This window comes from Bacillus fungorum, assembly GCF_002746455.1.
Lineage (GTDB): Bacteria > Bacillota > Bacilli > Bacillales > Bacillaceae_G > Bacillus_A > Bacillus_A fungorum.
The window spans coordinates 1-14,076 of sequence record NZ_NWUW01000001.1; the positions used below are offsets into that span (position 1 = coordinate 1).

The window sequence follows — 14,076 nt, forward strand, 5'->3', positions numbered from 1 at the left end:
CTTCCTCAAACAAGCGGAAAAGAACCGCTCGTTTGAGGAAGAAAATCGAAAAAATAACAAAAGCCACGAAGAAAATAAATTTTCTCTGTGGCTTTTAGTCATTTAAAGGAGCTTTTGGGACAACTCCTATCATTATTTAGAGAGTTGCGCCTGTATTTGTTTAACAAGAGAGCTTACATCATTTGTTTGAATATGTTTTATTTTTTTCCATTCACTATCGTACATAAATATAATTTGATTGCTGAAAAGCCGCTTTTGCTCTTTTAAATTAGAAATGTTTGCGAAAGAGTACTCCTCAAATAATGGGTTCTTACTTACATCTGGTCCATAAAAGAAGAGTCGTTTGTTCGTTAAAATTAACAGTCCTGGCCTTGCGACGGAACGATAAATAAATATATTTAATGAACATGCAGTGTAAAATAATATCGTTTCGTCAGTCGTTAACATCTTTTTAGCTTCATTTAATAAGGTTGTCATTATAATCGCTCCTTTATGGTTGATAATTTAATTGTAACGAAAATACAATATTCAGAAAAGTTTATGGAGGTAGTACAATTTATCAATACACGCATAATATATGAAAAGGCTGTTAAGAATGAATAGTAGAATCGCTGTGATTAATAAGCAATTGATACAATATAAATGATTATCTACATTGACAAACTTAAGAGAATTCTATTATATTTAGTCATATAATACATTAAATCAATGACGGAACAAGTACGTTACAGTCCATTTATAGAGAGAAGCTTCCATATGGCTGAAAGAAGCTTTAAATGAAGGGTAACAGAAAGCTAATCCTGAGAGCAGCTAATCACTGCCGTCTTGCCACGTTACGGCACCATGAGGTGATGAATTGATTGTTATAGTAATCAATTCATAATTAGGGTGGTATCGCGAGTTAACTCTCGTCCCTTTTATAGGGGCGGGAGTTTTTTATATTTAAGGAGGAAAATACAATGAAACAACTAACAGGCGCACAAATTCGTCAAATGTTTTTAGACTTTTTCCAAGAAAAAGGACATGCAGTAGAACCTAGTGCATCACTAGTTCCACATGAGGATCCGTCTCTTTTATGGATTAACAGTGGTGTAGCAACATTAAAAAAATATTTTGATGGACGTGTAATCCCGCAAAATCCACGTATTACAAATGCTCAAAAATCAATTCGTACAAACGATATTGAAAACGTAGGGAAGACAGCTCGTCACCATACATTCTTTGAAATGTTAGGAAACTTCTCAATTGGTGATTACTTTAAAGAAGAAGCAATTACTTGGGCTTGGGAGTTCTTAACGAGCGACAAATGGATCGGATTCGATAAAGAATTACTATCAGTTACAATCCATCCAGAAGATGAAGAAGCATTCACAATTTGGAATGAGAAAATGGGTGTTCCAAAAGAGCGTATTATCCGCTTAGAAGAAAACTTCTGGGATATCGGTGAAGGACCAAGTGGACCGAATACAGAGATTTTCTATGACCGCGGAGAAGCTTACGGTAATGACTTTAGTGACCCAGAATTATATCCAGGTGGAGAAAACGAGCGTTACTTAGAAGTATGGAACCTTGTATTCTCTCAATTTAACCATAATCCAGACGGTTCATATACACCACTTCCTAAGAAAAACATCGATACAGGGATGGGTCTAGAGCGTATGACATCTATCGTTCAAGATGTGCCTACAAACTTTGACACAGACTTATTCATGCCGATGATTGGTGCAACAGAAACAATCTCTGGTGAGAAGTATCGTAATGGTGACTTAGAAAAAGATATGGCGTTTAAAGTAATTGCTGACCATATCCGTACAGTAACATTCGCTGTTGGTGACGGTGCTCTTCCATCTAACGAAGGCCGTGGTTATGTATTACGTCGTTTATTACGCCGTGCTGTTCGTTATTCGAAGAAATTAAACATCAACCGTCCATTCATGTTTGAATTAGTGCCAGTTGTTGGAGAAGTAATGAAAGACTTCTATCCAGAAGTACTTGAAAAGAAAGATTTCATCGCAAAAGTTGTGAAAAACGAAGAAGAGCGTTTCCACGAAACACTTCATGACGGTGAAGCAATTTTAGCTGAAGTTATCGCAAAAGCAAAAGAAGAAAAAACAACTGTTATTTCTGGAGTAGATGCGTTCCGTCTATATGACACATACGGTTTCCCAATTGAATTAACAGAAGAATATGCAGAAGAAGCTGGTATGACAGTTGATCATGAAGGCTTTGAAAATGAAATGGAAAAACAACGTGAGCGCGCACGTGCTGCTCGTCAAGACGTTGATTCTATGCAAGTTCAAGGCGGTGTCCTTGGAGAAGTGAAAGTAGCGAGTGAGTTCGTTGGTTATGGTACAGTTGCAACAGAAAGTAACGTTGTTGCACTTGTGAAAAACGGCGAATACACAGACAGCTTACAAGCTGGTGAAGAAGGACAATTAATGCTTGATGTAACACCATTCTATGCTGAGAGCGGCGGACAAATTGCAGACCGTGGTTACCTTCTTACTGACGGCGTGAAAGTTCTTGTAAAAGACGTACAAAAAGCACCAAATGGTCAAAACTTACACAAAGTTGTTGTTGAAGAAGGTACATTAACGAAAGATGCTGCTGTGAAAGCTGTCATTGATACGAAAAACCGTAGTAGCGTTGTGAAAAACCATACAGCAACTCACTTACTACACCAAGCATTAAAAGATGTACTTGGAACGCACGTTAACCAAGCAGGTTCTCTTGTAACTTCTGAACGTTTACGCTTTGACTTCTCTCACTTCGGTCAAGTACAAGCTGACGAATTAGAAAAAATTGAGCGTATCGTAAACGAGAAAATTTGGGAAAGTATTGATGTTGAGATTTCTCAAAAAGCAATCGAAGAAGCGAAAGAAATGGGCGCAATGGCATTATTCGGTGAAAAATACGGTGATGTTGTACGCGTTGTACAAGTTGGCGATTACAGCTTAGAGCTTTGCGGTGGTTGTCACGTTGATAACACAGCTTCTATCGGTATTTTCAAAATCGTTGCTGAGTCTGGTATCGGTGCAGGAACTCGTCGTATTGAGGCGGTAACTGGTAAGTCTGCATACGAATTAATGAACGATCAAGTAGGTTTATTAAAAGAAGCAGCAGGAAAAATGAAAACAAATCCGAAAGATATTTTAACAAGAGTAGATGGTTTATTTGCTGAAGTAAAACAACTGCAAAAAGAAAACGAATCTCTTGCTGCAAAATTAAGTAACATTGAAGCTGGAAACTTAACTGATTCAGTAATAACAGTTGATGGTGTGAACGTATTAGCGGCGAAAGTAAATGTTGCAGATATGAACAACTTACGTACGATGATGGATGACCTGAAAAATAAATTAGAGTCAGCAGTTGTCGTATTAGCTTCTGTTAATGATGATAAAGTAAACATCTTAGCTGGCGTAACGAAAGATTTAATTAGCCAAGGATACCATGCTGGTAAACTTGTGAAAGAAGTAGCTTCTCGTTGCGGCGGTGGCGGTGGTGGCCGTCCTGATATGGCACAAGCAGGAGGTAAAAACCCAGCGCAAGTTGAGGAAGCTTTAGCATTTGTACAAGAGTACGTTAAATCTGTTTCAAAATAAAGAGATAGTAGTGTACAATGGTAGGGAGAGGAGAAGTTCTTCTCCCTATACTTACTATATAAGTGAGGTGCTTGAAATGGACGGTTTTGATAAAACAATGAAGTTTAGCATTCAAGATGAAAAACAGAGTGTCCATGTAAATGATGTACTTTTAACTGTGTATGATGCACTTCAAGAAAAAGGCTATAATCCGATTAACCAAATCGTTGGTTATTTATTAAGTGGAGACCCAGCATACATACCTCGCCATAAAGATGCTCGAAGCATCATTCGCAAGCTTGAGCGTGATGAGTTAATTGAAGAGCTTGTGAAGTCTTACTTGAAACATCATCGTGAGGAGTAGTTTATGCGGATACTAGGTTTAGATGTAGGTACAAAAACAGTCGGAGTTGCAATTAGCGACGAAATGGGCTGGACAGCGCAAGGACTTGAAACAATCAAGATTAACGAAGAACGAGGTCAATTTGGTTTTGACCGTATTTCGGAGTTAGTAAAACAGTATGATGTGGACAAGATAGTAGTAGGTTTACCTAAAAATATGAATGGTACAATTGGCCCGCGTGGTGAAGCGTGCCAGCAATTTGCAGAAAACCTACGAGAGCTGTTACAATTAGACGTTGTAATGTGGGACGAGCGTTTGTCAACGATGGCAGCGGAACGTCTGCTCATTTCAGCTGATGTAAGCCGTAAGAAGCGAAAGCAAGTAATCGATAAGATGGCTGCAGTCGTAATCTTACAAGGATTTTTAGATAGTAAATAAGAGGTGACCAAAATGGAAGAAAATCAAATTACAATTGTAGACGAAAAAGGTAACGAACATTTATGTGAAATTATTTTCACTTTTGATGCTGAAAAATTTGGGAAAAAATCATACGTAGTCTTCTCTCCAATCGGTGAAGTAGACGAAGATGGAGACCCAATTTATGATGCAATGGCTTATGAGCAAAATGAAGAAGAGGGCGGAAGTTTACTTCCAATCGAATCTGAAGAAGAGTGGGAAATGGTACAAGAAATGTTCAACACTCTAGCTGATGAGCAAGAAGCTGAATAATAAGTACTGAAAAGGTGGACGATATATAGTCCATCTTTTTTTATATGTAAAATGAAAGATTTTTTGTCGAAACCCTGCAATCCTTTGTAGTATAATGAGACGGATTGTAGAAAAATAAAGTATCTGTCAAAAATGATAGGTAAGTTTATTGTGATTTTTCATCGTGTTGTATAGAAATATGTACATATGGCCTACAATTGAATAAGGAGGAAGAGTTTTGGTAGAGAATCAAGTGAAAAAGAAGCGTAGACGTATTTTTTTATTTTCGATTATTGCACTGCTTTTAGTTTGTGGTTCAGTCTATGCGTATATTTCATCCGCATTAGGACCAGTTAATAGCGGGAATAAAAAAGAGATTGAAGTAGAAATTCCAAAGGGATCATCTACTAGTAAAATTGGTGAGATTTTAGAAGAAAAAGGTGCTGTGAAAAACGGTACAGTTTTTAGTTTTTATACAAAGGCTAAATCTAAAAATTTACAAGCGGGTACATATTTATTAAATCCTTCAATGAGTGCAAAAGATGTCATTGAACAAATGACATCTGGTAATGTTCATCGTCCAGCTCTTTATAAAGTGACGATAAAAGAAGGCGCGCAAGTAACTGAAATTGCAGAGGCAATTGCAAACGAATTAAAGTGGAATAAAGATGATGTTGTACGTCAATTAAACGATAAAGCATTTATTCAAAAAATGCAGCAAAAGTACCCGAAGTTATTAACGGATAAAATCTTTGATAGCAATATTAAATATCCGTTAGAAGGTTATTTATATCCTGCGACGTACTCTTTCTATAAAAAAGATACGACGTTAGAAGAAATCGTAATTCCGATGCTTGAGAAAACGAATGCAATCATTGTTCAAAACGAGGCAAAAATGAAAGCGAAGAACTGGGATGTTCATCAGCTTTTAACATTGTCTTCACTTATTGAAGAAGAGGCAACAGGCTTTACAGATCGTCAAAAAATCTCTAGTGTCTTTTATAATCGTTTAGCGAAAGGTATGCCATTGCAAACTGATCCAACGGTATTATACGCACTTGGAAAGCATAAACAACGTGTATTATACGAAGATTTAAAGATAAACTCACCGTACAATACGTATGTTGTGAAAGGATTGCCGGTTGGCCCGATTGCAAACTCTGGTAAACATTCAGTGGAAGCGGCGCTAGAGCCTGCGCAAACAGATTATTATTATTTCTTAGCTGCACCAACTGGTGAAGTGTACTATGCGAAAACATTGGAAGAGCATAATGCATTAAAACAAAAATATATTACGAAAAAACAGTGAAATGGGGAGGGGTAGCGAAAAAAGTCGCACATCCCTCTTTTTTGTGGTAAAATATATCGGGTTAAAAACTGGCAGAAGAATCGTTTTTAATATCAAAACGGGACGTACAAGCTAAGGGTGAAGCTGGCTTGTATTTTTATTGCATTCTATGTGTGAAAAGACGTCATAGAGGCACTTCTCCATGTAAATAAGGAGGACCATTATGGAGGATGCAGTTAACGAGTACCTATTATCATTTATTGATCCGAAAGATAAATTAATTCTTGAAATGGAAGAATATGCGAAAGAAAATCATGTGCCGATTATGGATCGACTTGGAATGGAATTTATGTTGCAATTTTTACGTTTAATTGGACCAAAAAGCATTTTAGAGCTTGGTACAGCAATTGGTTATTCTAGTATTCGTATGATGCAAGCTATTCCGAATTCTCGCATTGTGACAGTTGAGCGCAATCGCGAGCGATATGAAAAAGCACTTGAATATATAGAACGTTCACCAGTTAAAGAACGTATTTCCGTTATTTACGGTGATGCGTTAGAAACAGGCGAGCAAGTAGAAGAACATGGAACATTTGACGTTATTTTTATTGATGCAGCAAAAGGACAATATCGTCGCTTTTTTGACTTATATGAACCGTTATTAAATCCTGGTGGCGTAATTATTTCAGATAATGTTATGTACCATGGCCTTGTAACGACAAAAGAGAAAATTGAAAACAGACGTACACGTGGTTTAATCCGTCGTATTAAGACGTACAATGAATGGCTTATGAATCATGAAGGATATGATACAACGATTTTCCCAATTGGTGATGGAGTAGCTGTTAGTAAAAAGAGAGGGTGACCAAGGTATGAAGAAACCTGAATTGTTAGTAACGCCAAAAGCAGTGGCGGATATCGAGCCTCTTGCGAAAGCAGGAGCAGATGCGGTAATGATCGGTGAGCAAAAGTTTGGTTTACGTTTAGCAGGGGAATTTTCACGTGAAGATGTGAAACAAGCTGTGAAAATTGCACATGAAAATGGTGTGAAAGTATACGTAGCAATGAACGCGATGTTCCACAATGATAAAGTCGAAGAATTAACAGATTATGTTGCATTTTTAAACGAAGTACATGTAGATGCAATTGTTTTCGGAGATCCAGCAGTATTAATGGCGGTTCGCGAAGTAGCGCCAAATATGCAATTGCACTGGAATACAGAAACAACAGCAACAAACTGGTTTACTTGCAATTATTGGGGACAAAGAGGGGCAAAACGTGCTGTATTAGCCCGTGAGCTTAGCTTAGATGAAATTGTTGAATTAAAAGAAAATGCTGAAGTGGAACTTGAAGTGCAAATTCACGGTATGACTTGTATGTTCCAATCGAAGCGTTCATTAGTAGGAAACTACTTTGAGTATCAAGGACGTAATCTTGACATTGAAAAGAAAAAATATGAAGAGAATATGTTCTTATATGACCCAGAGCGTAACAATAAATATCCAATTTATGAAGATGAAAATGGTACTCACATTATGAGTCCAAACGATATTTGTTTCATTGATGAGTTAGAAGAGCTAATTGACGCTGAAGTCGATAGCCTAAAAGTTGATGGTGTACTAAAAAGCTCTGAATACATTATTGAGGTAACGAAGAAATATCGTAAAGCAATTGATTTATGTGTAGAAGATCGTGATGCGTACTATGACGTGAAAGACGATTTATATAAAGAGATAGAAGAAATGCAACCAGTAAATCGTCCGTTAGATACAGGATTCTTCTTTAAAGAGACGGTTTACTAAACGAGGAGGGTGTAGGAAATGACTGTACAAGAAATTTCACGAGTGATCGATGGCAAACGCGTTATTGTCAAGAAACCTGAACTGTTAATCCCTGCGGGTAACTTAGAAAAATTAAAAGTAGCTATCCATTACGGGGCAGATGCTGTATATTTAGGTGGACAAGAATTTGGTCTTCGTTCGAATGCAGGTAACTTTACGCTGGAAGAAATGGCAGAAGGTGTTGAATTTGCAAAGAAATATGGAGCAAAAATATATGTAACAACAAATATCTTTGCACATAATGAAAATATGGACGGGTTAGAGGAATATTTAAAAGGGATTGAAAAAGCTGGCGTAACGGGAATTATCGTTGCTGATCCGCTTATTATTGAGACTTGTAAACGTGTAGCGCCTTCTGTTGAGGTGCATTTAAGTACACAACAATCACTATCCAACTGGAAAGCAGCACAGTATTGGAAAGAAGAAGGTTTACATCGTCTTGTATTAGCTCGTGAAGCAAGCTATGAAGAAATGAAAGAAATTAAAGAAAAAGTGGATATCGAAATTGAAGCATTCGTCCATGGTGCAATGTGTATCGCATATTCAGGAAGATGTACGTTAAGTAACCATATGACAGCGCGTGACTCTAACCGTGGTGGTTGTTGTCAATCTTGTCGCTGGGACTATGATTTAGTTCAAACGGTATCACAACATAAAGATGCAAAAGAGCTTCCTCTATTCCAAGAAGAAGATGCTCACTTTGCAATGAGTCCAAAAGATTTAAATTTAATTTTATCAATTCCGAAAATGATTGAAATTGGAATTGATAGCTTAAAAGTTGAAGGACGTATGAAATCAATCCATTACGTAGCGACTGTAGCGACAGTATACCGTAAAGTAATTGATGCGTATTGTGCGGATCCTGATAACTTTGAGTTTAAACAAGAATGGTTAGATGAGCTTGATAAATGTGCAAATCGTGATACAGCTCCTGCATTCTTTGAAGGGGTTCCAGGACATCAAGAGCAAATGTTTGGAAATCATAGTAAGAAAACAACGTATGATTTCGCTGGTTTAGTGTTAGATTATAATGAAGAAACGGGCATCGTAACGATTGAGCAACGTAATCATTTCAAACCAGGACATGAAGTGGAATTCTTTGGGCCAGAAATAGAAAACTTTACGCAAACGGTGGAGAAAATTTGGGATGAGGATGGAAACGAATTAGATGCAGCGAGACATCCGTTGCAAATCGTGAAATTCAAAGTGGATCAACCAGTGTATGTGAATAATATGATGCGCAAAAGCATACTTCAATAAGAAAGAGTTGATAGTCGAATGGGGACGAATAAGCCTGTTGTAATTGGAATTGCTGGTGGTTCGGGATCAGGTAAAACGAGTGTAACGAAAGCGATTTTTGACCATTTTAAAGGTCATTCTATTTTAATCTTAGAGCAAGATTATTATTACAAAGATCAAAGCCATTTACCAATGGAAGAGCGTTTAAAAACAAATTATGATCATCCGCTTGCGTTTGATAATGATCTGTTAATTGAACATTTGCAGCAGTTGCTTGCATATGAGCAAATTGATAAGCCTGTATATGACTATACATTGCATACGCGTTCAGAAGAAATTATTCCAGTTGAGCCGAAAGATGTAATCATTTTAGAAGGAATTCTTATTTTAGAAGACCCACGTCTTTGTGATTTAATGGACATTAAGCTATTCGTTGATACAGATGCTGACCTTCGTATTTTACGCCGCATGCAGCGTGATATTAAAGAACGCGGTCGTACGATGGATTCAGTTATTGATCAATACGTAAGTGTTGTACGTCCAATGCACAATCAATTTATTGAGCCTTCTAAGAAATTTGCGGATATTATTATCCCTGAAGGTGGACAAAACCATGTTGCAATTGATATTATGGTGACAAAAATTGCAACAATTCTTGAACAAAAAGTAAATTTGTAATAGCATAGTAAAAGATATACGATAGGAAGGGATTTTTTCCCTTCCTATCGAATACAATGAAACATGCAACCTCATCTATATATAGGTGAGGGCATATTTATATCAACTTTCCATACATATCTTCTTTATATAAAGAAGAATTGGAAATACGGGGTTGTATGTGACAACTCCGCTAGTGCAGGCGTGCTAGAAACCTCCGCTCTACATATGAGCGGGGGAGTTTTCATATGGAACTCCTCTTTTTCAGGGGATTGGTATATAAAAGGAGTGGAAAATATGGCAACAGAAAAAACATACCCTATGACGCAAGAGGGTAAGCAAAAGCTAGAGAACGAACTTGAGGATTTAAAAACGGTAAAACGTAAAGAGGTTGTAGAGCGCATTAAGATTGCACGTAGCTTCGGAGATCTTTCTGAGAACTCTGAGTACGATGCAGCGAAAGATGAGCAAGCGTTCGTAGAAGGACGTATTACACAATTAGAAAACATGATTCGTAACGCAGTTATCATCACAGATAATGGCGAAGAATCTACAGTTGTTACGTTAGGTAAAACAGTAACATTTAAAGAGTTACCAGGTGGAGATGAAGAATCTTACACAATCGTAGGTAGCGCAGAAGCAGATCCATTTGAAGGAAGAATTTCTAACGATTCTCCAATCGCAAAAAGCTTATTAGGTAAGCAAATTGGTGAGAAGGTAGCAATCCAAACTCCAGGTGGAGAAATGCAAGTAGAGATTATCTCTGTAAAATAATGAAAAATCACTCGTGTAAAAGCGAGTGATTTTTTTATTTGTATAAAAGATGAAACACTCCGTCCAAACTATAGTAGACGAGGTGTTTTTGTATGAAAATAAACCGGAGAATTATAATTGTTCTAATTTGTTTTATAAGTGTCATGTTTATATTACTTTGTCGTTTAATTCAAATACAAATTATAGATACAGAATCATTTACGGATCGTAAGATTAATTTAATTGAAAAAAGTGTTACACAACGGACGCAATCTATTACGGTAGATGATGGACGAGGCCATTTTATAGATCGGAATGGTAAGGAAATAGGGGAGGAAAAGTATCCCGTTTTAATTGTTTTTCCATTTCTACAAATAAAAAATGACATGTTAGAGAAAATTGCGCATATCATTGGTGTGTCGAGACAAGAGATTGAAAGTCAAATGAAAGATAAGAAAAGTGCATTTATAATGCAAAGTGGAAATGGTCCATTTCGATTGGCACGAGAGCAGATGCAGAAGGTGAATCAATTAAATGTATTAGGTATTGTAGCTGCTGAAGTTCGTTTACGGCAAACTGGTACGGTAAATCATTTAATTGGCAATGTGGGTGAGAATGAACGAGAATTTCAAAAAAGATATGGAGAAGTAAGAAAAGTTTCAAAGCAAACGCCAATTGGTATTTCAGGATTGCAGCAATCATTTGATGAATTTCTTTTGACTGATGGAGAGGCAAAAGTATTGTATCAAGTGGACCGACAAGGAGAACCGATTTTTGGGAAACAAGCGAGATATACGTCGCCTGGAAATCCGTTTTACCCAGTGACGATTCAAACTACTTTACATAACGGATTACAGCAAAAAGCAGAAGAAGTGGTTGAAGCAAGCGGAATAAGGAAGGGAGGATTAGTGTTACTTGATGTAAAGAAAAATGAAATTTTAGCGATGGTCAGTAAACCATCTGTACAGGTGAAAGATGAAAGTTTATATAAAACTACACTTGAAAATCAAATGTTAACACCACATTTTCCCGGTTCTGTTTTTAAAACGATCGTTGCAGCGGCAGTGATTGATAAAAATGAAAATGTGTTGAATCGTACATTTAATTGTAATAAAGATTTATATGGTGAAGACCACCCACAAGTTATGATGGGTACACTTAGTTTTAAAGAGAGCTTTGCTAGAAGCTGTAACAGGACATTTTCAGAGTTAGGTAACGAGTTAATACAAAAGGATAAGATGGTGTTAGAAACTTACGTAGCAGCTTTAGGAGGCGCTGATAAGGTTGGATGGAAAGGTTCTGTATTTCATACAACTCATTTTGAACAAATACCAGAGGAGAAGAGTGTTACGATTTTGGGGAATGAAGGAAATAAGAATAGTAAAAAGGCGGTAGCGCAAACAGCGATTGGACAGAAAGATGTACGTATGTCACCGCTAGCGATTGCAAACATGATGGCGACGATTGCTAGAGGTGGAGAAAAGATGGAAGTGAAAGCTGTTGAAAAAATAATGTATAAAAATGGAACGGACTTTTATACATTTGAAGACCATACATTAGGTGGAAAGCAGCTTTCGTATGAAACAGTGAAAACATTACAAGGATTATTAAGGAGCGTTGTAACAACCGAAAAAGGAACAGGAGCAGCATTCCGATCGTTGCCACTTAGTGTCGCCGGAAAATCTGGGACAGCACAAACAGGGAAAGGGACGACAGTGAATCGCTGGTTTGCAGGTTATTTTCCATATGAAAATCCAAGATATGCTTTAGTTGTCGTAGATATAGAAACGAATAGCAATGTAAATACAGTTACACCTATTTTCAAAGCTATCGTAGAATCAATCTATCGATTAGAGAATGAAAAGTAATCTTGCAATTCATAGTGAAATGTTTTCATTTCGTGAAAATATTATTGTAAATGTTCAACCTTTCTAGATTTAATGTTACAATAGCAAGTATGAAAAACTGCATGGAGGTTTGAAGAATGGCAGGAGGATCTAGATTCCAACAGAAACAACAAAAACGTCGTCAAAACGGTGTTTTAAATATTGCAATCGCAATTGTATTAATATTAGTAGCTATTGTATCATATCAATTGTTTGTTCCTGAAAGAAAAGAACAAGCGTCTTCTAGTGACAAAAAAGTAGCTCAGCAAACAACGAAAGAGAATAAGGCTGAGAAAGCTAAAGGCAAAGAAGAGACGAAGAAGAACGAGCAAGATAAGGCAGATGCTAAGAAGGAAGAAGAGAAGCAAAAGGCTGAAGAAGAGCAGAAAAAAGCTGAAGAAGAAGCGAAAGCTAACGAGAAAGTACCAGCTGAAAAAACACAGCCAAAGGCAACTGACGCTTATACGAAATCTTCTTGGAAGCCAGTAGGTACAGAGCAAGGTGCAACACCTGCGATGACGTTTAAAAAAGGTACAGCAGATTGGAATGAGATGAATCAAGCTATTTCAGCTGCAATTGACGTTCCAGTAGAGCAATTAGTTATCCATAGAATTGGAAATAACGGTAAGAATAAAGCTTATGGTAACGTACAAGATAAACAATCTGGTAAAAAGTATTATGTGAATATTGATTGGGTAGACAATGAGGGCTGGAAACCAGTACTTGTTCAAACTCTAAACTAAAAAAGAGAAGCTCCTTAGGAGCTTCTCTTTTTTAGTTAGCGTAATTTCTTTAATTTAAAATGAACAACTGCGCTATAATATGGTCTTTTGCTTTCGGGATCCATAACCATTTGATGCGAGATGTGATGAACTTCAAGCATAAGTGCTTTATTATTATCGATTTGTTCACTAATTTTTCGTTCTAAAGAAGCTAAGTCTCCCGCTTCGAAAAACTCTACTTTATCTTCTAACATTTCAAAGGTAAATGACATGAAGACGGCCCCTCTCCTATGTAATCAACTATAGTGTAACAAAGAAAAGAAGGAAATACCATGTACATTTCAATTGACATTTTTAGAAAGAAGGCATATCATACTGATAAAACCGATAAGAAAAAGGGGAATTTTTATGGGTACAGAATTTAATGGTTTATTTGATGAGTGGGCTCATACGTACGACTCATTTGTACAAGGCGAAGATATACAATATAAAGAAGTTTTCGCCCATTATGAGGACATTCTAGAGGATGTAGTTAACAAGTCATTTGGTAATGTATTAGAATTTGGTGTTGGTACAGGTAATTTAACAAATAAATTATTACTTGCTGGCCGCACAGTTTACGGTATAGAACCGTCGCGTGAAATGCGCATGATTGCAAAAGAGAAATTGCCAAAAGAGTTTTCCATTACAGAGGGTGATTTTCTTTCGTTTGAAGTCCCAAATTCAATTGATACTATAGTAAGCACCTATGCATTTCATCATTTAACAGATGATGAAAAAAATGTAGCGATTGCGAAGTATAGTCAATTGCTAAACAAAGGTGGTAAAATAGTGTTTGCTGATACGATATTTGCAGATCAAGATGCATATGATAAAACTGTTGAAACAGCAAAACAAAGAGGTTTTCATCAGTTAGCAAACGATTTGCAAACGGAATACTATACACGTATTCCAGTCATGCAGTCTATTTTTGAAAACAATGGTTTCCATGTAACGTTTACGAGATTAAATCATTTCGTGTGGGTAATGGAGGCAACTAAGCAATAGAAAGAGGGATT

General features: G+C 36.9%; 15 protein-coding genes and 1 other annotated feature. Of the genes, 13 read left to right on the forward strand and 2 right to left on the reverse strand.

The window, feature by feature from the left end:
- Window positions 1-132 precede the first annotated feature (132 nt).
- Window positions 133-477: a PH domain-containing protein gene (locus tag CO726_RS00005; protein WP_099682936.1), complete on the reverse strand. Its 345-nt coding sequence runs from the start codon at window positions 475-477 to the stop codon at window positions 133-135.
- A 222-nt stretch (window positions 478-699) separates the two neighbouring features.
- Window positions 700-919: a binding site (T-box leader), on the forward strand.
- A gap of 40 nt (window positions 920-959) precedes the next feature.
- Here CO726_RS00005 and alaS point away from each other — a divergent pair.
- The 12 genes from alaS (at window position 960) to CO726_RS00065 (ending at window position 13,039) form a co-directional block, all read left to right on the forward strand.
- The gene (gene alaS, locus CO726_RS00010; RefSeq protein WP_099682937.1) at window positions 960-3,602 is read left to right on the forward strand and encodes an alanine--tRNA ligase; all 2,643 of its coding nucleotides are present in this window, start codon (window positions 960-962) and stop codon (window positions 3,600-3,602) included.
- 76 nt (window positions 3,603-3,678) lie between these two features.
- Window positions 3,679-3,945 carry an IreB family regulatory phosphoprotein gene (locus tag CO726_RS00015; RefSeq protein ID WP_000348590.1) on the forward strand — a complete coding sequence of 89 codons (267 nt, stop codon included), beginning with the start codon at window positions 3,679-3,681 and terminating at the stop codon, window positions 3,943-3,945.
- Window positions 3,946-3,948: 3 nt separating this feature from the next.
- Window positions 3,949-4,362 carry a Holliday junction resolvase RuvX gene (gene ruvX, locus CO726_RS00020; RefSeq protein ID WP_001221197.1) on the forward strand — a complete coding sequence of 138 codons (414 nt, stop codon included), beginning with the start codon at window positions 3,949-3,951 and terminating at the stop codon, window positions 4,360-4,362.
- Between the two features lie 12 nt (window positions 4,363-4,374).
- Complete coding sequence (locus CO726_RS00025) at window positions 4,375-4,653, forward strand: DUF1292 domain-containing protein (RefSeq protein WP_000392245.1); 279 nt, start codon at window positions 4,375-4,377, stop codon at window positions 4,651-4,653.
- Window positions 4,654-4,870: 217 nt separating this feature from the next.
- A complete protein-coding gene (mltG, locus tag CO726_RS00030; protein WP_099682938.1) occupies window positions 4,871-5,941 on the forward strand; it encodes an endolytic transglycosylase MltG in 1,071 nt (356 codons plus the stop codon).
- Window positions 5,942-6,143: 202 nt separating this feature from the next.
- Window positions 6,144-6,785 (forward strand): O-methyltransferase, encoded by a 642-nt coding sequence (locus CO726_RS00035; protein ID WP_099682939.1) that lies wholly within the window; start codon window positions 6,144-6,146, stop codon window positions 6,783-6,785.
- Between the two features lie 7 nt (window positions 6,786-6,792).
- Window positions 6,793-7,722 (forward strand): peptidase U32 family protein, encoded by a 930-nt coding sequence (locus CO726_RS00040; RefSeq protein ID WP_099682940.1) that lies wholly within the window; start codon window positions 6,793-6,795, stop codon window positions 7,720-7,722.
- A gap of 18 nt (window positions 7,723-7,740) precedes the next feature.
- Window positions 7,741-9,021, forward strand: a complete 1,281-nt coding sequence (locus CO726_RS00045; protein WP_000217969.1) for a peptidase U32 family protein — start codon at window positions 7,741-7,743, stop codon at window positions 9,019-9,021.
- 18 nt (window positions 9,022-9,039) lie between these two features.
- Complete coding sequence (gene udk / locus CO726_RS00050) at window positions 9,040-9,678, forward strand: uridine kinase (protein WP_099682941.1); 639 nt, start codon at window positions 9,040-9,042, stop codon at window positions 9,676-9,678.
- Between the two features lie 276 nt (window positions 9,679-9,954).
- Window positions 9,955-10,431, forward strand: coding sequence for a transcription elongation factor GreA (gene greA / locus CO726_RS00055; protein WP_000179964.1), 477 nt, complete (start codon window positions 9,955-9,957; stop codon window positions 10,429-10,431).
- Between the two features lie 92 nt (window positions 10,432-10,523).
- Window positions 10,524-12,278: a peptidoglycan D,D-transpeptidase FtsI family protein gene (locus CO726_RS00060; protein WP_099682942.1), complete on the forward strand. Its 1,755-nt coding sequence runs from the start codon at window positions 10,524-10,526 to the stop codon at window positions 12,276-12,278.
- 116 nt (window positions 12,279-12,394) lie between these two features.
- Window positions 12,395-13,039, forward strand: a complete 645-nt coding sequence (locus tag CO726_RS00065) for a YrrS family protein (protein WP_098760945.1) — start codon at window positions 12,395-12,397, stop codon at window positions 13,037-13,039.
- Window positions 13,040-13,074: 35 nt separating this feature from the next.
- Here CO726_RS00065 and CO726_RS00070 read toward each other — a convergent pair whose 3' ends face one another.
- On the reverse strand, window positions 13,075-13,290 hold the full coding sequence (locus tag CO726_RS00070) for a YrzA family protein (protein WP_000010984.1): 216 nt from the start codon (window positions 13,288-13,290) through the stop codon (window positions 13,075-13,077).
- Between the two features lie 136 nt (window positions 13,291-13,426).
- On the opposite strand from CO726_RS00070, the gene CO726_RS00075 reads away from it, so the two are divergent.
- Window positions 13,427-14,065: a class I SAM-dependent DNA methyltransferase gene (locus tag CO726_RS00075; RefSeq protein ID WP_099682943.1), complete on the forward strand. Its 639-nt coding sequence runs from the start codon at window positions 13,427-13,429 to the stop codon at window positions 14,063-14,065.
- Window positions 14,066-14,076: the final 11 nt, after the last annotated feature.